This window comes from Arthrobacter sp. MYb23 (assembly GCF_002979775.1).
Lineage (GTDB): Bacteria > Actinomycetota > Actinomycetes > Actinomycetales > Micrococcaceae > Arthrobacter.
The window spans coordinates 287,107-311,470 of record NZ_PCPR01000003.1 but is presented as its reverse complement, the minus strand read 5'-3'; the positions used below and the strand labels follow the sequence as shown (position 1 = coordinate 311,470).

Genomic DNA, 24,364 nt, shown 5'->3' with positions numbered 1-24,364 from the left:
TCCTGGCATGACCGGCACCCCCAAGGGGCGGGGGCAGCTGAAAGTTCCGTCTGGATCAACCGCAAAGCTTCCTGGATCTATTGATACTGCGGCCTTTGCAGTACCCACTTCCGCACACTGCCGGTTGTCGACTTCCGCGCCGCCAAAGAGGGCCTCGCAGGGGCCGTGTCACGCCCAGGGAATCCGACATCCACGAAGCCTGTATCGCTAAGATGCACGGGTTCCGCGCGCACGGCCGTACAGATAGGACGCAGCTTCGCTTGGACCGCGCACTGGAAGCGGTTGCGGGGAAGTTGCCGGCTGCGCAAGCGGGTAACTCCGAGAACCACGCGGCAGAGGACAATGCGTGCCGGGCGGAGATAGTTACGAAGCGTATTTAAGGCTGCGAGGGGTATCGGCCGGACGTGCCGGAGTTGCTGCAAGCCCGCGCAGGATGGGTGCGGAGTGAATTTACTCGGGCTAAGCCGGGGACCTCGGGCCCTGGTATGCGGCAGTCGGTATTAGAGCCACGGAACTGTCGTCGACCTCGTTGCCATTTTCATCGATGAACCCGACGTGCACCGAGTCACCGGTCCCCTGCACTTGGCGAAGGAAGGTGGGGCCGCCCGGCCACGGTAAGTATTTATCACCCCACTGCTGCAGGCCGAGCAGGACCACCAAGAGCTCCCGGCCGGCATCAGTAAGCTCGTACGAAAATCGCGCCCGCTCACCCGGCTCCTGATACGGCGCCTTCTGCATCACACCATGCTCGACAAGTGTGTTCAGGCGTTCGGTCAGTACGTCCGCGGCAATTCCGAGTCCGCTGCGAAACTCCGAAAATCGGCTGGCCCCTGTGACTGCCTCGCGTAGGATCAGCAACGTCCATCGACCGCCAAGCACGCCAAGGCTGCGTGCGATTGAACAGCTGTTGTCCGGAATTTTGACCATGAAACAAGGCTACCCTAGGTTGTATCTTCCAACCCCGGTCCGTCGGTGACGCCAACTTGCGTGGACTTCTCGACAAATGAAGCGACTCGCCTTCTGCCCGGAGGCGGAAGGAGCCGGCATTGCAGGCCTCGGGCTTACTTGGTTCCCCATCCAAATCGGTGGGTGCGGATCCCGTAGTACGTGAACGTTTCCGCGCGCGCCACTCCTGGAATCCTGCGGAGCTTTCGATTGATTGTCTCGAAGAGAGCATTCTGGTCGGCGCCGACGACTTCCACCAGCTGTCTGTTCAGGCGAACATAAGAGCTCGATTAGCAGCTTCTAAGGCAACGCATGTCTGGCGTGGGCTTCACGGATACGACGTCCTAACCTCCGTTTGACTGGCGTATTCCCTTGGCGAGAGCGCTCAATGTATAGACCGAGCCGCACCCTTCGAGGGGACGGATACGGTCATGATGTGCTTGCCCTTTGAATCGTCGACAAAAACCGCTGCCTTGTTATGGAATCCTACATGCAGGTTCCCGTCGGCGTCGATTGCCAGGAATCAACTTGGCCCCCGCCGCCACTCACGTGAATAGCCGGATGGGCAGTCATGACCTCACGCCCATCCTCGCTCAACCGGAGGTAGCCGATTTGGTTGGCCGTGTTGTGGCTGACCCAGAGGCCCTCGAACCCGGGTGTGAAGGCGAGTCCGTTGGGGTAGGCAGTCCGTAGGCCAGCACCCGTTGCTTCGGCGGTGTGCCCTTCAAGCCGTACGTGGCGTCCTTGGGGTTTCCAGTAAGGGTTCTGAGCGCCGGTCGTGTCGGTGATGTAGAGGTTCCCGGCTGTGTCGAAGCTGATGTCGTCCGGGTTCATGGTGGCCCCGGCTACAGGGCCGGAGAAGAAGACCTGTGGATCGTGGCCGTCGGCGGTAACACTCACCAAGGAACCATGGAAGTTCGGAAGGTACAGCCGACCATCGATGGGGCTGAATTGGGCCGATGTGAACGCGATCGTGTCATCCGTCGAAATGGTTCGTGCCCTACGGGACACCAGGTCGATCGCCATGACTTTGGCATCTCCGGCGCGGCGGTGACGTCGACGACGCACAGGCCTCCGTTCGGTCCTAGCGTCGGGCCTTCCAGAAGCGTCATGCCGCTGCTTGGATAGACTATCGTGACGTGAAGTAGCTCTTCGGCTGTTTGTTCGGATGGTTCGTGTGCCTCCGTGGATGGGTGCGAGTCCGGTGGTGCAGCCGGCGTACACCTTGGCAGGGTGAACGCAAAGGCGAGGGTTGCTGCAAACAGACGAGGGCCGTCCTGTTTTGCCGCGCAACGTTGTTCATGAGGAGTCCCCGAGCTTCTCACGGCCCATCACATCGTTCATATCGCCCTCCCGCCATTGACGAAGGAACGGTGAAAGGCTACGGGGCCGGGGCTGAACGAGGCCCCGGTGATCGTGCGGGTTCCCCCACCGTTGTAATATCCCGGGGTGCACTCGGCCTGGAACGCGCCGGAGTCCGATGCTGTTTTGAGGACGGTCATCCCCCCACGCGGCTTCTGATTCAAGGGTCGGTTCGACGGCGTGGGCGCCGGTTGTCCGTACTTGGGAGATGACTGTTGCGATATGTTCTGCTGGTTCCTGGAGGATATGGAGAAAATTGACGGAGTTTGCGTTCTAGTGCACCGAGCTGGAAGAGGTTCGGGAACCCATTGTTGTAAAAGCACGCAGTGTGCACGGGTCCTGCGCCCGCGCCTCCAACAACGAGCGCTGATTGCACCCGTACACGGGTAGGGTGCCCGAGAGCACTCCAGAGACGCCTGCATCGAAACCGGTGGCGATGATGACGCAGTCCACTTCATAGTGGGTTTCGCCGACGACAATTCCGGTTTGGGTCAGGCGGGTAATGCCGCCGAAGTCCGCTGTGTCCACGAGCGTTACATTGGATCTGTTGTACGTCTGCGGCCCGGTCCAGTTCCTGCCCCGGGCAATTTATGATCCCGTGGTCGGCCTTTTGGCGCGCGGCGGGTTCTTTGTTGGTCGGTGCCCAGCGCGGCCGTGTCAGGGCTACGAGTGATGGAGGCGCATCCATAACCCTCGCGACTTTGTGGCGTGGTCGATGGCCGTAACCACACGAATCGGCGAAAAAACTATAGCTGGTTCCAACGGCCGGATTCGGCCAGCGCGTCGGAAACCTGATCTCTTTGGGTCTGCGAACTCCCCGACGGGCGCACCGACATCTCCTACAGAAGTGTCCACAAGGTCACGAGGTTCCGCAGTGCCTAGTCCAAGGGACTGGGCGGGAAGGCTGTCTGGCTCTGAGTAAGCCAGCACCCGAAAGCTTTCCGGGCGCGTTGAATAGTGAGGCCGGTGTGGAGCTGGCCAAAATCGCTAAGGATTTCGGAGTCCATTTCACGACCCTGAATGGGGTGATGAAGAAGGCCGAGGTCGAGCCCGGAAACTGTCCAGGGACCTCGGGAGAGCAGGTCTCATTTGCAAAAAGCCCCGGGCGGCGTCTTACTTTGTACGCTCACGGGTAAATGCGGCCCCCAAAATCGCAACGACGCTGGCCACCCCGAACGCGACCGCGAAGGATGTTCCCTGAGCGAGAGCACCGACTAGAAGCGCTCCCGCGCCGGTGCCGAGGTCGAATGTGACGTTCCACATCACTGAGGCTCGTGCAGCATTCTGGGGGCCAGCGTCGCGGAAAGCGCGTACCATTGTCGCGCTCTGCAGGCCGCCGTAGGCTAGGCCCAGCAGTGTGGCGCCGGCGAGCAGCCACACGACGCCCATAATGGAGCCTGCGATCACAAGAGAGGCGATGATTCCGGCGGCGCCGAGGGCCGTGGTCAGGACGAGACCAGGGATTACCCATCGCGCGCCAGGGCGGTCGCTGAGAGCGGCAGCGGCCCATCGCGCGGGTGCGGCGAATCCGGTGAAGCACAATAGCGCAGCGGTAGCTAATCCTGGAGACGGCGCGATTTGGTCAGAGAATGTGAGGAGCGCGCCGCCGACGCTTGTGGTTAGCACGAGAGCGAGAAGCGAGGTCCATACGAGCGCCATCACCGGCACGAATGAGCGGGGGGCCGCGTCCGCTCGTTCGTGGGCGTTTACGGCTAGGGCGGTGAGTCGGCGCCCCAGAGGGAAGATCCAGGTGAGCGCGAGCAGGGGGACGGCGCCGAAAGTAAGAACCGCTGGCGGGCTAAGGACCTCTGAGAGCATAGGAGCGGAAGATGCAAAGGCGAGTTGCGGTAGGGCGACGGCGAGCCCGTAGGCGCCCACCGCGCGACCGCGCTGGGATTCGGGGACGAGTAACGTGAGCGCGGTTGCTCCGCACACGGTGAGGATTCCGAATCCTAGACCGCGCAGGGCTGACGATACAAGGACAAGGGTGAGATCGGAGGTGAGTGCCTGTAGTGGCGCGGGGAGAGCAAGTAGCGTCACGCCCGCGGCTAGTACGGGAGCCCAGCCAAAACGCACAAGGGCAAGGTTTACTCGCAATTGCGCGATAATCGTGAAGAGCATGAGCAGCGCGGTCACGGCGCCCGCCCCCAGTTCGGTCGCGCCGCCAGCAATTACCCATGCGGGCGATATAGGTAGCAGCAAACTGAATCCAGTGAACGCCATGACTACGGTTGCAAGCAGAGGTCGCATCCCTGGCGCAGCGAGTACCGAAGAGCGCTCATTGACAATGCGGGTCATCGGGCTGGGTCCGTTCCCACTGCCGCGAGGATCAGCTCTCGGCAGGCCCTATCTGGAAGACCCGTAGGAAATGCACCGGGACGCTGCCCCTGTTGGCGTACTCGTGTGGCTGATCGGTGCGCAGCCGGGCCGACTCGCCTGAACTCGCCTCGACAATAGGTTCGGTCCCGACGCACAGAGTCAGCACACCCGAGATGACAAAGACGAGCACTTCGCTGCCCGGAGGGTCCGCGGGAGCCTGTAGTCGCGCATCGACGGCGAGCGTCCCCTCCCACAGCTCTGCCGCCGGGCGCACCGAGGTTGCCGCGTGGAACACGAGCCTGCCGCCGGACTCCGACACCCACTCGTCCTCGTTCGTCATTTTCGAGGTAACCTGCACAGACGGCTGCGGCAGTCTGCCTTGGATCAATGTGGAGAAGTCGACAGCCAGCGCCGCTGCGAGCCGATCGATGGTTGTGAGGCTGGCGTTCGCCTGCCCCAACTCGATCTTCGTCACAATGCGGCGGCTGAGGCCTGCGGCATCTGCCAGCTGTTGGACCGTCAGGGGCAAGGCCTTGCGGCGCGCGCGTACCTCGCGACCGATCTTCTCCAGCAGCGGCTGACTGAGCCGAGTGGCGTCGGCCATATCCGTCATCGACAGATCCTTCCTCGTGTGATCGCGAGCAACACGATCCGGTACCGGCGTTGGCCGGTACCGTCCACGATAGTCGACGTTGAGCGAGCACCGTCGTCACACCAGCCCGCTTCCTCGTGAGGCGATCAGATCACGGTACCAGCCGAATGACTTCTTGCGGTGCCGCTCGAGCGTGCCGCTGCCATCGTCGTTGCGGTCGACGTAGATCATGCCGTAACGCTTGGCCATCTGCGCGGATGAGGAGCTTACGAGGTCCAGGCAACCCCAAGCCGTGTAACCAAGCATTTCGACGCCGTCCTCGATCGCCTCGCGGACCTGCACGAGGTGGTCGTTCATGTAAGCGATGCGGTAGTCGTCGAGTACTGTCTTGACTCCGTCGACCTCGACCAGTTGGTCGCGAGCGCCCAGCCCGTTCTCGACGATGAACAGAGGCTTCTGCCACCGCTCCCAATACTGGTTGAGCACGATGCGCAAGCCGATCGGGTCGATCTGCCAACCCCATTCCGAAGCCGGCAAGGTTGGGTTGGGGATGCCACCGAGCAGGTTACCCTCGGCCTGTTCCATGTTTGCGGCATCGGCGGCGGTGCATCCGCTCATGTAGTAACTGAAAGACACGAAGTCGACGGTGTTGCGCAGGGTTTCGCGGTCCTCGTCCGTGATGTCTAGCTCGATGCCGCGGTCGCGAAGCATGCGGAGGAAGTAGCCAGGGTATTCGCCGCGGCAGTGCACGTCGCCGAATGCGTAGTTGCCGTGCTCGGTTTGGAAGGCTGCCCATGCGTCGTTGGGGCTGGGGGTGAGCGGGTATGTCGGCATCGACAGGATCATGCAGCCGATTAGGGCATTGGGCGCGATGTCGTGCGCGATGCGCTTCACGGATGCCGAGGCCACCAGTTCGTGATGTACGGCTTGATACAGCTGTTGTTCGGTCAGCTGATTGCGCGGTGTCCAGATGCCGCCCGACATCAGCGGGGCGTGCAGCACTGAATTGATCTCGTTGAAGGTGAGCCAGTATTTCACCCGGCTGCCGTAGCGTTCCAGGACGGTGCGGGCGTAGCGTTCAAAGAACCCGATGAGTTCTCGGCTTGCCCAGCCGTCATAGGTCTTGGCCAGGTGCAGCGGTGTCTCGTAGTGACTGAGCGTGATCATTGGCTCGATCCCGTATTTCTCGAGCTCGTCGATCACCCGGTCGTAAAATGCAAGACCAGACTCATTGGGCGTCTCTTCGTCACCTTGGGGGAAGATACGACTCCACGCGATCGAGAACCGGAAGACACTGAAGCCCATCTCGGCGAAGAGTTTGATATCTTCGGCGTACCGGTGGTAGAAGTCCACCCCAACTTGCTTGAGGTTGCCGGGGGTAGGGCCGTCCGACGGCGGGTTTACTCCTCCGTTCGGGAGGACATCCTGGATGGACAGCCCTTTGCCTCCCTCGTCAAAACCGCCTTCGACCTGGTTGGCGGCGGCGGCTCCGCCCCACAAGAATGTCTCGGGGAATTTCATGCTCACGATGCATTTCCTTTCTCGGCAAGGGCCGATGCGTACGATAAGGTGGCCACTTCCTCCGAAGCCCGCACGTCTCCGACGGCAGTGAAGTCGACAGTGCGGTCAGCAGGTCCGGCAGTGGCCACGACAATGGTTGTGGCATCAAGTCCGGCGGCGGCGACTTTCGCGAGGTCGACGGTGCCCAGCAGGTCTCCGCGTCGCACCGTGTTGCCAACGGCGACTCGTGGGGCGAACCCGTCGCCCTTCATCGACACGGTGTTTATCCCGATATGCACGAGCACATCCACGCCGCTAAGAGAATCCCGGATGCCAAACGCGTGTCCTGTGCGCATCACGACGACAATCTCACCGTCAATTGGCGCGACAATGTCCCCGGTCACCGGCCGGACGCCGAACCCGGGGCCGAGCGATCCGGACGAGAAGGCTTTGTCAGGCACAGCGGGCAGCGCGATGACGTGGCCGGTGGCGGGGGCGGCGAGCACGATGCCGGTACCAACGGGCGTCCCGGTGGCGGCACGGGGGGTGTCGGCGTGGGCATCGGAGGGACCTTCAGCCGACGTATCTGGCTTTTCACGGTCTGCGAAGAAGAAGGTCAAAGTGAATGCAATTATGATCGCGACAGCGGTGCCGACAATGAGCTGGACGAAGTTCCCGACTTCGAGGAAGGCGGGAAGGGCGAAGATTGAAGGGAAGATCATCGAAGTAGCCGCCGATCCGCCGAGCGAGACGATGATTCCACCGATGGCACCGGCGGCGATGCCGAAGTAGAAGGGGCGCTTGAGCGGGAGGTTGATACCGTAGATGGCGGGCTCGCTTACGCCGGCGAGGAAACCTGAGACGGCGGCGGGACCGGCAACCGCGCGGCGACGGGCGCTGCGGGAGCGCATGAGGACGGCCAAAGCCGCGGCTGCCTGTGCGAGAACCGCCGGCATCGTGGGCGCCGACAACATGGTGAAACCTTGCGTTCCTATGTCGTTGATCATCAGCGGGATGATCCCCCAGTGCAGGCCGAACAGGACGAACACCTGCCACAGACCGCCGATGAGGGCACCGCCCAGCCAGGGGACGTTTGCGAATACCCACAGCACCACGGCTGAAAGGCCGTTGGCGACCGTCATTGTGAGGGGGCCGACGGTAAGTAGCAGCACCGGCCCAAGAATGAGCAGGGTCAGCAGAGGGGTCATGAAGTTACGTGCCCAGCTAGCCAACACCCGGTTAAGGAGCCTCTCAAGATGACCCTGCAGGAATACGCCCACAATGATGGGAATCACCGATCCTGAGTAACTCATCATCGTGACGGGGATGCTCAGGAAATCTACGTCCTCACGGCCAGCGAGAGCCGCAATGGCGGGGTAGAGCAGGATGCCGGCAAGCGTGATCGATGTGAACTGGTTAGTTCGGAACCGCTTTGCCGCGGTGACGGCCAGCAACACGGGAAGGAAGAAGAAGAGTGCGTCGGCCGTCCCTGCAAGGATCACGTAGGTGGTTGACTCCGGATCAAGCCACCCAAGCTGAGCGAAGAGTGATACGAAAGCTTTGAGCAGAGCGGTCCCCGCGAGTGGCCACGTGATCGGTAGGAACAGGGCGCTTATGAGTTCGATGGCGCGGTTTAGCAGCGATCCCTTCTTCTTGGAATCCTGAATATCTTCATCCGTCGCGGTGCTCTGTCCGAGTCGGCCGGCAACTTCGGCGTAGGCCAGTGCGACGTTGTTACCGACAACCACCTGATGTTGGCCGCCGGCCACGACGAAGGCAATGACTCCTGGCGCACTCTCGATGACAGCCTTGTCTGCAGCATCCGGGTCGGTCAGCTCGAACCGAAGCCGAGTCGCACAATGCGTCACTGAGGCGATATTTCGCTCACCCCCCAGACCATCGATGACGCGCGTAGCCAGCGCGTCCAGATTACTATTTTCCACTTGCCTCTCCTTTGAGTAAGCCACAAAGAACATGCGCACTATCGTGCGCATGAGAACTATAGTGCCCTAAGAATGCTCTCTTTGCAAGAGTTATCAGCACGAACTAATCCGTAAAGAGTGAGAAGGGACAAGCGGCAACCGTGTATGGCACATCGCTTTTTACCGATGGGTGTAGGTGCTCCTGGCGCTGGAGTGGGGCGATGCGGCCTCCGAATCCTGCCTGGCAGGGCAGAAAGCGGACGCCATCGGACACGATCAACGGCAAACCATCGTCTTACGAGAGGAGCCGGTCCGACAGTAGCGTTGGGCTTCAATTGCTTCGACGCCTATTAGCGCGCACATGGCCTTCACACCATTACGCCGTCGTACCTCGATAAGAACGAATGGGTCGGTAGAAGAAGCAGTCGCTCCATCCTTAACGTCAACTGTCCCAGCGACGCACGATGTGTCGCAGGGGCCATTCATCTCCGCGCCACCTTACGTCCGTCGCATGCAGAAGGCCCGGTTCCTTCCAATGGAAGGAACCGGGCCTTTGACCACGCGCTACCGGGTGAGCGGAATGGAGTTGACGACGGGTTTGACGGGTGCAGCGGCCAGACCAGAGGCTTACACGTAGCATCAGGAACCGACGAACCAGCTTCTTCGCGCCAAATACCGTCAAGCGGCCGGTACTAGGCTCCTAGTGGCGCTGTCTCCAGGATGAGGGTCTTGAGGAGTTGAACTTCGGCGGAAATCGTACTTTCCAGTGCTCTAACACCAACACTCTCATTGGCCGCATGGATATGTGACAGTGGATCGGCAGGGCCGTACAAAAGCATGACTGAGTCAGGGGACGCTTCGAGAAGCGCTTGGCAGAACGGGATTGATCCACCTGCCCCAATGAAGTCCACTTCGTTTGCGTAGCTGTTTTCTAGTGCTTTGGCGAACGCCCTGAAGGTACGAGATTCTGTGTCGACGCTGATGCCCCTACTGCATGAAAAATGGGTGACTCGTGCTTCAAGTCCCCAAGGGGTGTGATTGTGTATGTGTTCTTCCAGGGCCTGAGAGGCGTACAGTGCGTCGGTGCCCGGAGGGATTCTCAGGTTCACTATGGCTCGCGCTTTAGATTGTATGACAGGTGCGGCGGAGTCGAGACTAGGGACATCGATACCCATGATGGTTAGGGCGGGTTTCGCCCAGATCTGGGAGGCCGGGTCAGAGGTGCCAACGGGTTGTATCCCCGGTAGGAGCCGGGCGTCTTCTATGAAATTTTCCGCTGGATACGGGGCATACTTCCAACGTCCATCGTTTGGCAATCCGTGGATGGTTGTATCCCCCGAGGCGTCGCGCATTGAGGCCAAGACTGCTATAAGTGCAGCTAGAGCGTCGGGCGCCGCACCACCGTAGAGCCCGGAGTGTAGCGGCGCTTCCCCTGACGAAATTTCGATCGTAGTTGCGAGTAGCCCTCTGAGGGAAATGGTGAGGGCCGGGCGCTCCGCCGACAAGTTTCCGGCGTCTGCGATTAGAGCGACATCAATACTCCGGAACTCTTCCGGATTTTTACGCATGTACTGGATAAGTCCAGTTCCACCTCGTTCCTCGGACCCTTCGCAAACCACAACTATGCGCAACCGGTCTGTGGGTCCAAGCGCGCTAAGCGCGGCCACGTGCGTGACGATGCCGCCCTTGCAGTCAGCCGCGCCCCGGCCGTAGAGTCGCGCACCTAACTCTGTGAGCACGTAAGGTTCTGACTGCCAGACCGCGCGGTCGCCTACCGGCTGGATGTCGTAGTGGCTGTACAGAAGTACGGTGGGAGCGTCTGGGGCAGCGGCGTTGCACCCAATGACGGTGTACGAACCGTCTGGCGTTTCCTGTAGACGGATCTTGCTGATGCCTACATCTCTGAAGGCCTGCTCTACCATGCGAGCGGTTCGTTCGCTGGCCGTGCTGTCCTGTTCCGCTCCACCGGAAACTGATGGTTCGGCCACGAGTTGGGCCAACAAATCGATAGCCATCGGCAACCCCTCTGATACAGCAGATACGAGGGTTTCGGTTGTCTTGAGGTTCATGAGGTTACGTACGCCTCAAGCAGCTGGAGCGTGGCGTTGATGTCGTCCTGGGTGACCATTTCGAAAGGGCTGTGGGTGTAGCGGGTGGGAACAGCCAAGAGTGCAGTAGGAATCCCTTGCATCATCAAGTTCACTCCGTCTGTACCAAACGCTGTGAAGAGTGCATGTTGGAAAGGGATGTCGTTCTTCTCGGCTAGGTTGATCAAGGCATCTGTGAGCGCGGGATCGTAATGAGCAGCGGCGTCTTCGTGGACTATGCAAGTTCCTTGTCCCAGGGCTACCGTGTCTGATCCGGAAGGGCTGCCGGGGGTGTCTCCTGCGGGTCCAACTTCTAGAGCTATGGCGGCGTCGAATTCTCCAAGATCTGCGCGCAACGAGGAGGCGCCAATGGCACCTGTTTCTTCCTGGATGGTTCCGACGAGGACGACGTTGTGGGTGAGCTTGGCCCGGTCAATTCTCTCGGCCAAGGATGTCATAACGGCAAGGCCTATCCTATCGTCAAAGGCTTTGCCGACGATGTGTCGACCCAATTGACGGGTTTCGGCTTTATATAGGACAGGGCTACCTACATGCACCCCTGCCGCCTGTACTTGATCCCGACTGCTGAGTCCCAGATCGATCCAGACCGTGTCCCAATCAGGCGCTCCGGACTCGCTCCCACTGGTGCTGCGGAGGTGGCCTGTTGGACGAGCGAAGATCCCATTCACCGGTCCGGACCGGGTCAGGATGATGGCTTCACGATTGACACTTTCCGGCAGAATGCCTAGATTTCCTCCACGGGCTCCTGTTGCCAGCCGAACGAAGCCATTGGAATCAATGCTGCGGACACTGAGACTCATTTCGTCCATGTGGGCTTGGATCATGAGCCGAGGACCTTTACCTCCGAGGTCGGCTACGACATTCCCTACGCGGGTGACTGTGACGTCCGCCCCTGCCAAAGCCCAGCGGTCGCGCAGGTAATCTGCCACGGCTTGTTCCCGTCCGATCGGTCCGGGCAGTTCGGTTAGTTCCTTGAGCAGATCAAACATGAAGGCTCACTCCTCGGTTGCGGTGGTGGTTAGTTCGTCCGGGGTGAACCCCAATCGGGACAAACGCGACTCGACAACGGCCCTGGCAATGGGGTGGTATCCCTCCCGGTTGCGGCGGTAGCATTCGACGGCCAGTGACTGGGTCTCGACGTTGGCTACTAGGGCATCGTAAAGCGGTTTCAAATACTTCATCCGGCCGGTGGATGACAGGAATCTCATCGAAGCCTCGACTGCCGGCGCGTAGCCGGCCCGGACACCTAGCAGCAACCATAGACGCCGGATTTCAGGGTTCTGATGGTCGAGAAGGTCAAACGTTGAGTCCATCGTCTGGAAGAAGACATCGGTTTTGTTGTCTGGCTCCAACTGACCCAGATACACCGTCCACATCGAAGCGTCCCACGTGGATGCGTCATCTTTTTGGACAGGTGACTGACCCACCTCACGGACCCGAGTGAGGGCCGTCGACTCGATGGGGGGCACTGAAGCGGGGAGGCCATTGCCGTACAGCCATTCTTCGTAGTCGATGCTGGAGTTTAGATGGTCCGTAGCATAGGCAATGAAGTCTTCGGTTGTCAGGCTGCCGAAGGCGAAATCCCGGAAGAAGCCTTTGAAGAATGGATCGAAGCGTTCCCGCCCGACGGACTCTTCGAGGGCACGGATGAAAATGCTGCCCTTCTCGTGTGCGACCCAAGTGGAAGTGGCATCTGGGTCCAGCCCGCGAAGGTTCATCCGCAGGCGGCTCAGTTCCATGCGGTCTTGAAGGAATTCGAAGTCTTCCTTCAAGTACAGAAGTCCCATTGCTGCTCGGAGTTCGGCGAGCTCTCGCCCGTATAACGTTTCGGAGATCCGGCGTTCGCCATAAGTGGTGAAGCCTTCATTGATCCAGAAATGATCCATGGACGCCCCGGTGACCAGGTTGCCGCTCCAGTGGTGGGCTATTTCGTGTATGAGAACATCCGTCAGGGACCTGTCGCCGGCGATCAGTGTCGGGGTGAGGAAGACTAGGCCCGGGTTTTCGAGTCCGCCATAGGGATAGCTTTGGGGCATGATGAGCAGGTCCAGACGGCCCCATTGGTAGGGGCCAAAGAACTCCTCTGCAGCGGTAAGCATCGTTTCCACTTCAGCGAATTCCCACGCAGCTGCATCGATTTGAGATGGCTCAGCCCAAATTCGGCTCCGGGGGCTGATTTCCCTCGACGCAAGATGCCCGACTGCAAGTGCCATCAGGTAGGGTGCCCGGGGTGTCGTGGCCTGGAAGGAGAAAACGGTGGCGTGGTCCCTTGCTTCTTGCGCCAGCATCTCTGCGGGCATCAAAGCGGTGTAACCCGCAGGGACAGTAATTTTGGCCGTGTAGGTGCTCTTGGCTGACATGCTGTCGTGCAGCGGGATCATTGACCTTGCATGGATGGTCTGGCACTGGCTGTAGAGGAAATGGCCTGTGCCTGAGCTTGTCTGTTCGGGTGGCGCCCATTGCAGAGCGGTGGAATCCCTGGTGGTTTGGTAGTCAACGATGACGGTGTCTAGGTCTGCGGGGAGCTCGAAGCTCAGTCCTTCACCGAGGATTGGGTCGTCTGCACCGACAGTGAAGGGAAGGGGAGCACCTTCAATTGTGCGCACGGCTTGGATGTCAAGATGACGGATATCGAGATCGACGCTATCAGGGCCGGGTCTGTCGAAGCGGAGCCTAATGCTGCAGCGGAGCGTGCTGCTGTCGAAATCGACCGCGGCTTGCCAGTCGAAGTGCACCGTCCTGGGCTTGCCTGTCTGCAGGCGGGAGTGCGGGTCCGGGGTCAATGACGTGTCGATGGCTGTGTTAGGTGTCATGTGATGGGATCCAAGTCGTCGAGGCCCCCGGGGCGGGGGATGGAGGCGATGAGCTCTTTTGTATATTCGTTTGTTGGACTGCTGATGAGGGTGGGACTTGAACCCATCTCCACCAGTTCGCCTTTGTACATGACAGCCGTGACTTCTGCGATGTAGCGGACAACGGCCAGGTTGTGGGAGATGAACAGCATCGTTAGGCCGAATTCCTGCCGAATGTCGCGCACGAGGTTCAGCACAGCCGATTGAACCGATGCATCGAGGGCTGAAGTAATTTCGTCGGCAACGAGAATCTCTGGTTCCGCGGCCAGCGCACGCGCCACCGCAACGCGCTGGCGCATGCCTCCGGAAAGCTGGCTGGGGTATCGGTCGCGGACCGCTGTGGGAAGCCGGACGGCGTCAAGCAGTTCGTTGACCCGGCGCCCCACGGCTGCACCTTGGTGGCCGCGGGTGCGGGCGACTTCTGCAATGCTGTGCCCGATATCCATGGCAGGGTTCAATGACGAGTATGGGTCCTGAAAGACCATCTGGACGTTTCTGCGTCTGCGGTGTTCAATGTCGGTGATATCGACGCCGCCGACTCTGATTACGCCTGAGTCCAATGGCCTCAGCCCCGCTACGGCACGTGCAAGGGTGGATTTTCCGGAGCCGGATTCACCAACAAGACCGAGCGCCCCACCTGAGGGAATCGTGAAGCTTATGTCGTTGAGGGCAACGGTTTTAGATTCGCCCCTGCCGAAGGTTAGGGAGGCATGGGAGATCTCAAGCGATGTCAAGGTTCTGCCTTTCGGTCGAGGCGATCGCGTGGTTTCGAGGGTGTAAGCAGGCTGCTTTGGTTGCCGGGCGGACAAGTTCGAGCTGCGGGAGAACAGTCCGGCATTCATCGGTGGAGAAGGGACAACGAGGTGCCATGGCGCAGCCGGAGAAGGTTTCGCCTGGGTGGGGAGGTTGACCGGGGAGGGTAACCAGCGGCTTGTCAACAGGCGTTTCCAGGGTTGGCAAGGATGCCAACAACGCCTCGGTGTACGGGTGGGCCGGGCCTTGCCTAAGGAGCTGTTCCACCGAGATCTCCTCAACGATCCTCCCCGCGTACATGACTACGAGTCGGGTGCAGAGCTCGACGAGGACGCCAATGTCATGGGAGACGACCAGTGCGGAGCTTCCATTTTCGCGGCAGCGTTTGCGTAATGCGGCCAAGACGTGGTGCTGGACCGTCATGTCCAGCGCCGTTGTTGGTTCGTCGGCGATGATCAGGTCAGCGTCTGCGATCTGCGCCATGGCGATTAGGACCCTCTGGCGCATTCCGCCGGACAGCTCGGCAGGGAATTGGTTCAGACGTTCTGCCGGCTTGGTCATACGGAGTTCTTTGAGTCCGGCGATTGCCCGTTCTCGTGCTTCTGCGCGGGTGCTGCGACCTTCGAGCACTTCGGTCAGCTGAGTGCCGATACGCAGCGCCGGGTTCAAGTAAGTCATCGGGTCCTGGAAAATGGTGGCGATTCGGCTGCCAAGCTTCGCGCGGAGATCCTTTTCCTTGATGCCCAACAGGTCGATGCCATCGAAGCTCAGTTGTCGTGCCTGAACTTGGCCGGGGTTGGTGATCAAGCGGTTGATGGCCATGGACGTCACGGACTTTCCTGATCCTGATTCGCCGACAACACCGACGATTTCCCCTCGGTTGATGGTTAGGCTGACGTCACGGACAGGGCTCACCCATCCGTCGCTGGTCGGGTAGTGGACGCTGAGATGGCGAACGCTCAAGAGGGGTTCGCCATCGAGGGAACGACCGGATACTAGGTGTGCTTCGGTGTTCGATTCGTTGCCCTGATTCAGGCGGGTAGCGGAGGTTTCCATCGCTGACGGGCTCTGCGGCGTTGGGACGCCTCGGGGTGGGCGGGCGGCGCCTCCACGGTTGCGGGAGAGAGAGGCCAGAGCTTCTCCTGCCAGTCCGAAGGTGATGCCTGCGAAGACTATAGCGATTCCGGGGATCAGGGCTGCCCAGGGGCTGGTGTAAACGTTGGGCAGGGCATCGCCAAGCATTCGGCCCCAGTCGTAGTTCGGAGCCTGTACCCCGAGTCCGAGAAAGCTGAGCGCTGACATGGCCAGAAGTGCGTTGCCGATGGAGATCGTCACGTAGACCAAAACGGGTTCGGAGATGTTGGGCAGGATATACCGCCGGAACAGCCGTCCACGTCTGATTCCCAGCATACGGCCGGCCACGACATAGTCTGCGGACTCGATCTCTGCGGCGAGTGTTTGCATGAACCGGCCAAAGGACGGGGTCATGGTCAGGCCCATGGCTATTACGGCTGTTACGGTGCCCGGTCCTAGGAGGATGGTGATGAACAAGGCGACCAGCAGGACAGGAAATGCCATCCAGGTTGAAAGGACAGAGGCAAGAATTCGCTGGGACCTGCGTCCGAGAACTACCGGCACGGCTCCGAGCAGGGTACCCAGCACTACCCCGATTGCGGTAGCAGATAATGCCATAAGGAGTGAGATCTGCCCAGCTGCCAACACCCGCGCAAGGACGTCACGACCTAGGGCGTCCGTCCCGGCGATGTGGTCACCGCCTGGCGGGGCGTTAAGCGTCGTGGGGTTTGGCGTGTCGCCTTCGACTCCCCAGATGGCCGGGCCGATTACTGCGATCACGATCAGGGCCAGGAGAGCGAGGGACGCAAACGCTCTCAGAGGTGAGGAAAAGATGGTCCTCAAAAAACGTGGGCGCATGTTTATATCTCCAGTAGAGCTGTTCGACGGTCAAGGGCTGCGAGGAGCACGTCAACCATGAGGTTGATTACGATGATGAGGGTGGCATAGACGACGGCGACACCGACGACGACGTTGTAGTCCCTGGCCGAAATGGATTGGATAAGGGTGTATCCCAGCCCGGGCCAGTTGAATACTTGCTCAACCAGCGCGGTTGCGGCAACCAATCCGCCCAGCGTTGTGCCGCCCAGAGTCAATACCGCCGTTAGCATGTTTGGCAGGGCGTGCTTGAAATAGAGTGTGGTTTTCGGAAGCCGTTTGGACCGTGCTGTGCGCATATAGTCCTGGCCGAGTACTTTCAATCCTTCGACCCGAGCAATCCGTGCGATTAGCGCCGATGACGCGGCGCCCAGAGCGATGACCGGCAGGACGTAGGCAGCCGCAGAATCCGACCCGGCAATAGGAAGCACCGGCCACATGATCCCGAATAGCACCACGAGGCCCACTGCCAGCAGGTATTCGGGGATCGACAGGAATAACCCGGTGAGGCCACTGAAACTGAACTCTGTTAGTCGTCGTCGTCCGTTCTGGGTGAGGACGGCAATGATAAGGCCCAGTGGGATGGCAACGATAAGTACAACAACTACAGCGATGAAGCCGAGCGCCAGCGTCTTGGGCAGACGCTCGGCAACAACGCTGCTGACAGACTGCCCGGTTATGAACGAGGATCCCAGATCTCCTTGGAGCAGGCCAAAGAGATAGTGAAGATACTGGTTCAGAAGCGGTGCGTCCAGTCCGAGTTCGGCGCGCCGCTGCTCAACGAGGGCCATGGGCGCTGTAGGTCCCAAGGCATCCCTGACAGGATCGCCGCCGGACATGCGGACGACGAAGAAGGCAACAGTCACAATGATGAACATTGAAATGATCATCCGGGTCGTTCTGCGTAGCAGGAAACGGATCCACACGTGCGTGCGCGTTGTTTCGGCCTGTTGCCGTTGACGGGCGGGCTCTGTGGCGGCGGCGACCGGTGGGTCTATGCCGAGCTCGTGACTCACAAGATGCTCACTTTCGTTGGGAGTCTGTTACTGGTGGTGACCTGGTGTTATTTAGACATGCGGATCGACGTTGCGTCGACACTGCCCAGGATGCCAAGGTTGAATTTGGCTTTGTTGCCGTAGATTGTCTGAGTGTTTGCTACTACGGGCAGGATGTCGTTGTCCTTGATCAGCGCCGCTTCGGCTTCGCCCCAGAGGGGGCAGGATTCCTCTCCTGCATTGGTGACAGCTTCGTTCGTTTTGGCTTGGTAGGTTGCGTTCTGGATGGAGGCGAAGTTGCGCCCGTTGGGTGGGGCGGCGCCGTTGACCAGGATTGTCCAAACACTGGGGTCTTCGGTGCTGAACGGGCCCCAGACTATGTCCCAATCGCCGCCGCTGAACAGGACGCTGGCGTAGTTATCCGACCCGACGAGAGTAAGGTCCGCACCGATGGCCCGCAGTTCTTTCTGGATAAGTTCGGCTGCGGCGACCAGCTCAGTGCCTCGGTTGCTCGGGTAGAGGAACTTCAGTTGAAGTGCTTTGCCATCCTTGCTGCGGAGGCCGTCGGATCCTGCCTTCCACCCGGCTGCGTCCAGTGCCTTCTTTGCCGACTCGGCGTCGAAGGACGGAACGTTGCCAGAAATGGTGTCGACGCTGCACACCGAAGGCGTTCCAGTGACGATGGACTTTAAGTCCTGTCCGCGGCCTCCCGAAGCCACAGAAGCGATGGACTTCAGGTCCAAGGCTTGGCTAAGGGTGCTGCGGATTGATTTGTCCGCGCCTACGCGGCCAGCGGCCTGGTTGAAGAATATGAGCCCCGGGTTGGCGGGGATATCGATCTTCGACAGGTTCTGGTTTTTGAGACGATCTCTGTCCGCGCCGGTGAGTGCGGTGACGTTCACATCGCCACTGATCAGCAGGTTAGCCCGCGTTGCTTCATTGGCCACAATCTTGACTGTGACGGTGGCCGGAACTCCCGCGTCGCTGGCCTTAGCGCCTGCCGGACCCCACACATACTCAGGTCGGACACTGAATGTGAAGCTCTGGCCGGGGGTTTCCCCGGTCAGTTTGAACATGCCGGTGCCCGACGTTGTGGTGGCCAGTCCGGCGGGGTTGTCAGCACCACTGCCACACAGAATTGGCATATAGCTGAGCGAGTTGAGCAGGAAGCTCGACGGAGTTGCCGAAGTGACTTCCAGCGTTTTGTTGGCATCATCAGGGGTGACCTTGGCGTCAACGGGAATGAACGCACCCAGCCACGGCGAGCTGTTCTTCTTGTCCAACACCCAAGCGAAGGTCTTGGCCACTACAGAAGGGGTCAAGGCCGAACCGTCGGAGCACTTGACGTCATCACGCAGGACAAATTTAGCGCTCGTGGGAGTGGACTCCCAGGAACTCGCCAGATTCGCCTGAAATTTCCCGTCGGCAGTTCTAGCGACCAGATGGTCGTAGGCTATGGCCATCAACTGGTATGAGGACGGAGACGGATTCCCAGCCAAGGGATTCAGGGTGCCAGGATCCGCCGCAATGGCGATGGTGGCCTGGCCTCCGGTAACAGCCTCCTGCGCGGAAGTGCTGTTTGAACCGCCCGGGGCACATCCGGAGACTGCAAACAAAGCTACGGCGGCTGCTGCCGCCACAGCAAATGCTGGTCGTGCGTTCATTGATTCGCTCTCTTGTCGGTTAATCAGATTCTCTCTCCGGCGCCAAGCCGGGCTGGAGAGGAAAGGGGATGTTGCTGATTCGTCAGGGCTTCCGTGCCCCCATCACTGATTTGGTTTCGAGGAATTCCTCGAAACCGAGGGTTCCGCATTCACGGCCGTTACCAGACTGCTTGTACCCGCCGAAGGGGGCACCGACGTCCAGACCGGCCCCGTTAATGCCCACAGTTCCCGTCCTCATCTGCCTGGCGACGTCGATGGCGCGGGCGTCATCAGCGGAGAAGACCCCACCGGAGAGCCCGTAGATTGAATCATTGGCAAGAGCAACGGCTTCCTCGATGGTCTCGTAGGACGTGATGGCGAGAACCGGACCGAACACTTCCTCATGAAAGAGCTGCATCTGCGGGGTGACATTATTGAAGATTGTGGGGTAAACGAACGCGCCATCTTCCAACCCAGTGACCATTCCGGCTCCCCCGGTCACGACTTCCGCTCCGTCTTGGATGGCTCGCCTGATGTGCTGGCGTACTCGTTCGAGCTGCTGTGCGGACGCCAGCGGGCCAAGAATCGTCGATTCTTCCTCCGGTCGTCCGGGGGTCCACTTGCGGCTCTCGTCCAGTGCTTGCTTGATCCAGACATCGCGCAGCGAAGATGGCACCAAAACACGGGTCAGCGCTGCACACGTCTGCCCCGTATTTGCAAAGGCCGACCGGAGGACTGCAGAAACGGAATCCCCGACGTGAGCATCATCCAGGATCACGGCTGCTGATTTACCGCCGAGTTCGAGAGTGACACGTTTTATCGACGCTGAGGCGCGTATGGAGATCCGTTCCCCAACGTTGCGCGAGCCAGTAAAGGTAACCATGTCTACCTTCGGATGGGTTACCAGCGGGTCGCCAACGCTTTCGCCGTTTCCGAAGACGACGTTGAACACGCCTGGCGGGAAGCCCGCCGCTTCGAACATCCCGGCGAGCATCGCGGCATTCAGTGGGGCGATCTCGCTGGGTTTCAGAACAACCGTGCAGCCTGCCAGCAGAGCGGCTCCGACTTTCAAGCTGATCTGATGAAGTGGAAAATTCCAAGGTGTAATCGCAGCAACAACTCCGACCGGTTCTGAAATCACCAAGGAGTTGGACACTTCCCATTCGGAATCGTGGGCCCGGGCGGCAGCCACCAGCTCACGGAGGTCCGCAACTGCGACTCCCACCTGGGCCGCACGTGCGAACGCCAGCGGCGAACCCATTTCGTCTGTGAGAACCGAAGCGAGCGCCTCTCGGCCTCGCTCGATCTCGATGATCAGCCGCTCGACCAGGCGGATGCGTTCCGCCGGTGAAGTTTGAGCCCAGGCAGGAAACGCTGAGGACGCGGCGTCGACGGCTTTGTTGACGTCCTCAGCCGTTCCCGCTACGACCGCGCCGACTGCGCGCCCGTCGCTGGGGCTGTGCACTTCAATGACTTCGCGTCCCTGGCCCGATCCCCACTGTCCGTTGATGTAATGTCCGACAACGGTTCCTGCAAAGCTGCGCATCATTTCAGGGCTCCCGCTGTGACCAAATGGGAGTCGGCCTGCAGTGGCGCGGGACGGGGAATACCTTCGTGGATCAAGTGCCAGGGAGACGGGAACTCTCCGACCGGTACCTCGACGAGAATAGGCTCGTTGGCGGGGATCGCTTCTAACAGGACGCTGCGCAGTTCAGCAGGCGTGGTTGCCCTCGCCCGTTCGATTCCGAACGCACCAGCCAGTTCCCCGTAGTCTGGGTTCGTCAGGTCGCTGGCAAAGTATCGTGCCCCATACCGGTTCTTCTGAATCCTACGGACGTTGCCAAAGAAACCGTCATTGAACACGATGGTCACCAGACCGAGGCCGTACCTCTTTGCAGTGGACAGTTCCTGCATGGTCCAGGAGAAACCGCCGTCACCGTTGACGGAAACAACAGCACGGTTCCGGTCGGCGGCTTTGACGCCCAACGCCGTAGCGAAGCCGTAACCGAGCGTTCCTTGGTAGCCGGGGCCGATGTATGTCCTGGGCGTGTAGGCGGGATAGCAGGCACTGGCGGCGTACCCGACCTGCGTGAATTCACTGACGAAGACACCGTCATCAGGCAGTGCCGCCCTGATTGCTGACAGGTACTCTCGCTGCGGTGCGATGTCCTGGAACTGGAGGTCCAGCCATTCGCGAACCGATGCGAATTCGGTCTCCCGGGACTCGCCGGACAGGTTTCCCAAAGCCGAAGAGAGCGCCTGCAGGCCAGTGTCGGCGTCACTGTGGATACGAAGGTCAGCTGGCCGCGGATCGGTCAGATCCGCCTCGTCAGCGTTCAGCAGGATAACCCTTGCGCTGCCAGTTCCAACTGGGGTCCCGAACGTCGATACAAACCGGCTTCCGACCGCAAGGACGAGATCAGCGTCCTCGCGGAAGGCCCTCAGGGCAAGCGCATCGAACGCAAGACGGTGGCGGGCATCCAAGGCGCCGCGGCCATTCTCACTCATGAGCACGGGCGCTTCGAGTTTCTCGGCCAGTGCCTGCAGCGCACTTGATGCCCCGGATGCCAGGACACCGCCTCCAACGTAAATCATGGGCCGACGGGCCTGTTTCAACAGCGCCGCTGCCTGCTCGATCAGTCGCTGCTCCGGCTGGGTCGGTCCGAAGGGAACCATGCTCGGGATCCGGGCCGATCCAAAGGACGCGAGGACATCCGGCGGCAGCTCAAGCGCCACCGGACGCGGCCGGCCACTGCGAAGCTGGTGGAATGCCTCCTGAACGAGTCCTGGGATCTCATCCGCCGACCGAGCCATGGCCGACCATTTAGTCAACCGAGCCAAGTGTCCGGACTGGTCCGGGATTTCATGCAAAGCCCCCAGACCCCGTCCGATGGCCTTCGAATCGATCTGTCCCGCCAGAAGCAGGACCGGTGAATTGGCCGAGTACGCGGTCGCGAGGCCTGAGAGTGCATTGAGGACGCCGGGTCCTGGCACGACCATGGCAACGCCCTCTTTGTCGGTGCTGCGCGCGTACCCATCGGCCATGTAGGTGGTCGCTTGCTCGTTTCGTGCACAAGTAAAGCTGATCTTCTCTTTTCGCGACTGTAGTGCATCTGCCGCCGCGTCTAGCTGAACCCCCGGGATGCCAAAAATCTGGTCAACCCCTTGGGCTGCCAAAGATTCGGCCAGAAGCTCGCCTCCGGTCAATTGTGTCATTCGTCTCTCCTACGTGTTTAGGGCTGCAAGAATCCAATATATTGGTTATAATCATTTCAGGCAAGAGGTTTCGGGATCTTTTACAAGCCCGATATCTCGCGCCCCGGAGAGGGGCTCCAGGCGAGCTCCATTACGGTTCCGGTTAGCTCGCCGATAAGATGAGGCCATTAGGGCAATCGCTTACGGCCCCCGCAGAGTCAGGACAACAAAAGATGACCGCCCACCCTGGAGCCCAAGGCCGAGCTGCGATGACCCCCCTTGCCCGGCTTCGAACTGCCCCGTCCGTCGCAGATGCCGTTATAGAGGAGATCGAGGCGATCATCGCGCGGGATGACCTGCCTTCCGGCCACAAAATTGGAACCAAACAAGGCTTGGCGGAGCAGTTCGGTGTCGCGCCGGCCACTCTCGCGGAAGCACTGCGGGTACTGCGGGGTCGGGGCATCATTGAGGCGCGCCCAGGCCCTGGCGGTGGGCTGTTCGTAGCAAATCAGACTCCTCTCCTCCGACTGGCCCACAGCGTGCTGCAGCTTCGCAGGGAAGGTGCGCCGGTTAACGACGTCGTCGCAGTGCTGGATGCCTTGGACGAAGCAGTAGTGTTCGATGCCACCAAGCACAGAACCGCGGCTGACGTGGAGGACCTCGACCGCATCATGAGTGAGCTTGCTTCTGTTTGGCACGATCCAGTTCGTGGGCTACATTGCAACTGGGCCTTGCACCGCCGTATCGCCAAAATCTCGCCGAACGCGGTCCTTAGGACCTTTTACTTGAACCTTGTCGACTACATTGACGGTGAAAGCAGCCAGCTCCAGATGCCAACAGCATCCTTGGATGTCCCTGGATTCAGACCTGACACCGACGTCCGTCTGCGTATCCATTTCGACTTGGTGGCGGCCATCCGTTCACAGGATGAGGAGCAGGCCCGACGAGCAGTCCTCGCACACCGGAGTCCTAGCTTCTAGGTTGTCGGAATGATTCTGCGTTTTCTTCCTCGGTGAGATTTCGCAGAACCATTCTGACCTTCTCGAAAGCTCAGCGCTGTAAGCCTTCTTTCGCGGCATGCTCGAAGGCTCCCCCCGTGTGTCCTTTCTCGACTAGAACCTCAACTGCATCGACTATCAGCTCTGCAGCGCCTGGTCCTCCAATGGAGATCCGCAAACCCTCCCCGGGGAATGGCCGAATGAGGATTCCCTGTTCTTCGAGAATCTGCGCCGCTTCGGACGTGGCCGCACCCAAAGGAAGCCAGAGGAAGTTTCCCTCCGTCTCAGGCACCCTCCATCCCTTCCTCCTCAGGGCATCGACAACGGCAATCCTTTCGCCCACCAGCCAATCGACCCGCTCCCCCAGTTCGGACTCAGCCTTCAAGGATGCAAGGGCTGCAATCTGGGCAAGTTGTGTCACGCCAAAGGGAAGGGCAACTTTACGCAAGGCGCTTGCCAGCCCCACGGGCGCGATAGCATATCCAACCCGAAGCCCGGCCAAACCGTAGGCTTTGGAGAAGGTGTGCGCCACGGCTACGTTTGGGAACTTCCGATAGAGGCGGATCCCATCGGCAGTGTCTGGACGACGGTTAAATTGCACGTAAGCTTCATCAATGACCACCGCGATATCGCTGGGGACGCGGTCGAGGAAACGTTCTACCTCTTCGTGTCCCAGGGTCGTCCCCGTAGGGTTGTTGGGATTGCACAGGAGGATCAGTCTCGTGCGGTCGGTGATCCGCTCTAGAAAACCTTCCAGGTCATGTCCGAAGTCGTCGTTCAAGGGAACGCGGACAGGAGTTGCACCAGCTGCCAGTACCAGTAGTGGATAGGCTTCAAACGAGCGCCAGGCGAAGAGCACTTCGTCACCGCTGCCAGCCGTCGCGCGGATCAGCTGCGATACCACTTCAACAGAGCCACTTCCGAATACCACGGCTGCCGGGTCGACCTCATAGCGCTCGGCCACAGCAGCAGTGAGAGCTGAGGCAGCCATCTCGGGATACCGGTTGATTGAGCCCAGATGCCCCGCTATGGCATCCACCACAGACGGCAGCGGCCCGAACGGATTCTCGTTGGAGGACAGTTTAAACATGTCCTTGACGCCTATAGCTGACGGTGCCGTCTTTCCTGCCTTGTAGTCGGGAATCGCACTCAGTTCTTTCCGTACCCGCAGTTCACCCACGTCATGACCCTTCATTTGTGGTTCTCGCCGCATCGGTTGACACGACGATA

Annotated in this window: 18 protein-coding genes; 1 reads left to right on the top strand and 17 read right to left on the bottom strand. The window is 60.1% G+C overall.

Annotated elements, in window-relative coordinates:
- Positions 1–459: 459 nt before the first annotated feature.
- The 16 genes from CQ020_RS06135 to CQ020_RS06060 all read right to left on the bottom strand — a co-directional run bounded on the left by CQ020_RS06135 (position 460) and on the right by CQ020_RS06060 (position 22,157).
- Positions 460–927, bottom strand: a complete 468-nt coding sequence (locus CQ020_RS06135; RefSeq protein ID WP_105691013.1) for a helix-turn-helix domain-containing protein — start codon at positions 925–927, stop codon at positions 460–462.
- Between the two features lie 504 nt (positions 928–1,431).
- Entirely contained in the window at positions 1,432–2,013 is a 582-nt protein-coding gene (locus CQ020_RS06130; protein ID WP_146116634.1) for an SMP-30/gluconolactonase/LRE family protein, read from the bottom strand.
- Positions 2,014–2,580: 567 nt separating this feature from the next.
- Complete coding sequence (locus tag CQ020_RS06125; protein ID WP_105691011.1) at positions 2,581–2,835, bottom strand: hypothetical protein; 255 nt, start codon at positions 2,833–2,835, stop codon at positions 2,581–2,583.
- A gap of 585 nt (positions 2,836–3,420) precedes the next feature.
- Positions 3,421–4,605 carry an MFS transporter gene (locus CQ020_RS06120; protein WP_146116633.1) on the bottom strand — a complete coding sequence of 395 codons (1,185 nt, stop codon included), beginning with the start codon at positions 4,603–4,605 and terminating at the stop codon, positions 3,421–3,423.
- Positions 4,606–4,636: 31 nt separating this feature from the next.
- On the bottom strand, positions 4,637–5,239 hold the full coding sequence (locus CQ020_RS06115; RefSeq protein WP_105691009.1) for a helix-turn-helix domain-containing protein: 603 nt from the start codon (positions 5,237–5,239) through the stop codon (positions 4,637–4,639).
- A gap of 96 nt (positions 5,240–5,335) precedes the next feature.
- On the bottom strand, positions 5,336–6,739 hold the full coding sequence (locus CQ020_RS06110) for a glycoside hydrolase family 1 protein (RefSeq protein WP_105691008.1): 1,404 nt from the start codon (positions 6,737–6,739) through the stop codon (positions 5,336–5,338).
- A gap of 2 nt (positions 6,740–6,741) precedes the next feature.
- Complete coding sequence (locus CQ020_RS06105) at positions 6,742–8,661, bottom strand: beta-glucoside-specific PTS transporter subunit IIABC (RefSeq protein ID WP_181151780.1); 1,920 nt, start codon at positions 8,659–8,661, stop codon at positions 6,742–6,744.
- 671 nt (positions 8,662–9,332) lie between these two features.
- The gene (locus CQ020_RS06100) at positions 9,333–10,709 is read right to left on the bottom strand and encodes a M20/M25/M40 family metallo-hydrolase (protein ID WP_105691006.1); all 1,377 of its coding nucleotides are present in this window, start codon (positions 10,707–10,709) and stop codon (positions 9,333–9,335) included.
- Complete coding sequence (locus CQ020_RS06095; protein WP_105691005.1) at positions 10,706–11,737, bottom strand: M42 family metallopeptidase; 1,032 nt, start codon at positions 11,735–11,737, stop codon at positions 10,706–10,708. The genes CQ020_RS06100 and CQ020_RS06095 overlap by 4 nt, the downstream gene beginning before the upstream one ends.
- A gap of 6 nt (positions 11,738–11,743) precedes the next feature.
- Positions 11,744–13,561 carry a M1 family metallopeptidase gene (locus CQ020_RS06090; protein WP_105691004.1) on the bottom strand — a complete coding sequence of 606 codons (1,818 nt, stop codon included), beginning with the start codon at positions 13,559–13,561 and terminating at the stop codon, positions 11,744–11,746.
- Positions 13,558–14,334 carry an ABC transporter ATP-binding protein gene (locus CQ020_RS06085; RefSeq protein ID WP_181151790.1) on the bottom strand — a complete coding sequence of 259 codons (777 nt, stop codon included), beginning with the start codon at positions 14,332–14,334 and terminating at the stop codon, positions 13,558–13,560. The genes CQ020_RS06090 and CQ020_RS06085 overlap by 4 nt, the downstream gene beginning before the upstream one ends.
- A complete protein-coding gene (locus CQ020_RS06080) occupies positions 14,321–16,285 on the bottom strand; it encodes a dipeptide/oligopeptide/nickel ABC transporter permease/ATP-binding protein (RefSeq protein WP_105691002.1) in 1,965 nt (654 codons plus the stop codon). The genes CQ020_RS06085 and CQ020_RS06080 overlap by 14 nt, the downstream gene beginning before the upstream one ends.
- A gap of 2 nt (positions 16,286–16,287) precedes the next feature.
- Entirely contained in the window at positions 16,288–17,229 is a 942-nt protein-coding gene (locus CQ020_RS06075) for an ABC transporter permease (RefSeq protein WP_258141737.1), read from the bottom strand.
- A gap of 137 nt (positions 17,230–17,366) precedes the next feature.
- Positions 17,367–18,962, bottom strand: coding sequence for an ABC transporter substrate-binding protein (locus CQ020_RS06070; protein WP_105691000.1), 1,596 nt, complete (start codon positions 18,960–18,962; stop codon positions 17,367–17,369).
- Between the two features lie 82 nt (positions 18,963–19,044).
- Complete coding sequence (locus CQ020_RS06065) at positions 19,045–20,490, bottom strand: aldehyde dehydrogenase family protein (protein ID WP_219844496.1); 1,446 nt, start codon at positions 20,488–20,490, stop codon at positions 19,045–19,047.
- Positions 20,487–22,157: a thiamine pyrophosphate-dependent enzyme gene (locus CQ020_RS06060; protein ID WP_105690998.1), complete on the bottom strand. Its 1,671-nt coding sequence runs from the start codon at positions 22,155–22,157 to the stop codon at positions 20,487–20,489. Before CQ020_RS06060 ends, CQ020_RS06065 begins: the two co-directional genes overlap by 4 nt.
- A 212-nt stretch (positions 22,158–22,369) precedes the next feature.
- Here CQ020_RS06060 and CQ020_RS06055 point away from each other — a divergent pair, with 212 nt between their 5' ends.
- Complete coding sequence (locus tag CQ020_RS06055; RefSeq protein WP_181151779.1) at positions 22,370–23,116, top strand: FadR/GntR family transcriptional regulator; 747 nt, start codon at positions 22,370–22,372, stop codon at positions 23,114–23,116.
- A 70-nt stretch (positions 23,117–23,186) separates the two neighbouring features.
- On the opposite strand, the gene hisC is transcribed toward CQ020_RS06055, so the two are convergent.
- On the bottom strand, positions 23,187–24,314 hold the full coding sequence (gene hisC, locus CQ020_RS06050; protein ID WP_258141726.1) for a histidinol-phosphate transaminase: 1,128 nt from the start codon (positions 24,312–24,314) through the stop codon (positions 23,187–23,189).
- Positions 24,315–24,364 lie beyond the last annotated feature (50 nt).

Bases quoted from the DNA above. Each gene is read 5' to 3' on its own strand.
- CQ020_RS06135 (WP_105691013.1), bottom strand. From the start codon at position 927: ATGGTCAAAATTCCGGACAACAGCTGTTCAATCGCACGCAGCCTTGGC.
- CQ020_RS06120 (WP_146116633.1), bottom strand. From the start codon at position 4,605: ATGACCCGCATTGTCAATGAGCGCTCTTCGGTACTCGCTGCGCCAGGG.
- CQ020_RS06115 (WP_105691009.1), bottom strand. From the start codon at position 5,239: ATGACGGATATGGCCGACGCCACTCGGCTCAGTCAGCCGCTGCTGGAG.
- CQ020_RS06110 (WP_105691008.1), bottom strand. From the start codon at position 6,739: ATGAAATTCCCCGAGACATTCTTGTGGGGCGGAGCCGCCGCCGCCAAC.
- CQ020_RS06100 (WP_105691006.1), bottom strand. From the start codon at position 10,709: ATGAACCTCAAGACAACCGAAACCCTCGTATCTGCTGTATCAGAGGGG.
- CQ020_RS06095 (WP_105691005.1), bottom strand. From the start codon at position 11,737: ATGTTTGATCTGCTCAAGGAACTAACCGAACTGCCCGGACCGATCGGA.
- CQ020_RS06090 (WP_105691004.1), bottom strand. From the start codon at position 13,561: ATGACACCTAACACAGCCATCGACACGTCATTGACCCCGGACCCGCAC.
- CQ020_RS06080 (WP_105691002.1), bottom strand. From the start codon at position 16,285: ATGCGCCCACGTTTTTTGAGGACCATCTTTTCCTCACCTCTGAGAGCG.
- CQ020_RS06070 (WP_105691000.1), bottom strand. From the start codon at position 18,962: ATGAACGCACGACCAGCATTTGCTGTGGCGGCAGCAGCCGCCGTAGCT.
- CQ020_RS06065 (WP_219844496.1), bottom strand. From the start codon at position 20,490: ATGATGCGCAGCTTTGCAGGAACCGTTGTCGGACATTACATCAACGGA.
- CQ020_RS06060 (WP_105690998.1), bottom strand. From the start codon at position 22,157: ATGACACAATTGACCGGAGGCGAGCTTCTGGCCGAATCTTTGGCAGCC.
- CQ020_RS06055 (WP_181151779.1), top strand. From the start codon at position 22,370: ATGACCGCCCACCCTGGAGCCCAAGGCCGAGCTGCGATGACCCCCCTT.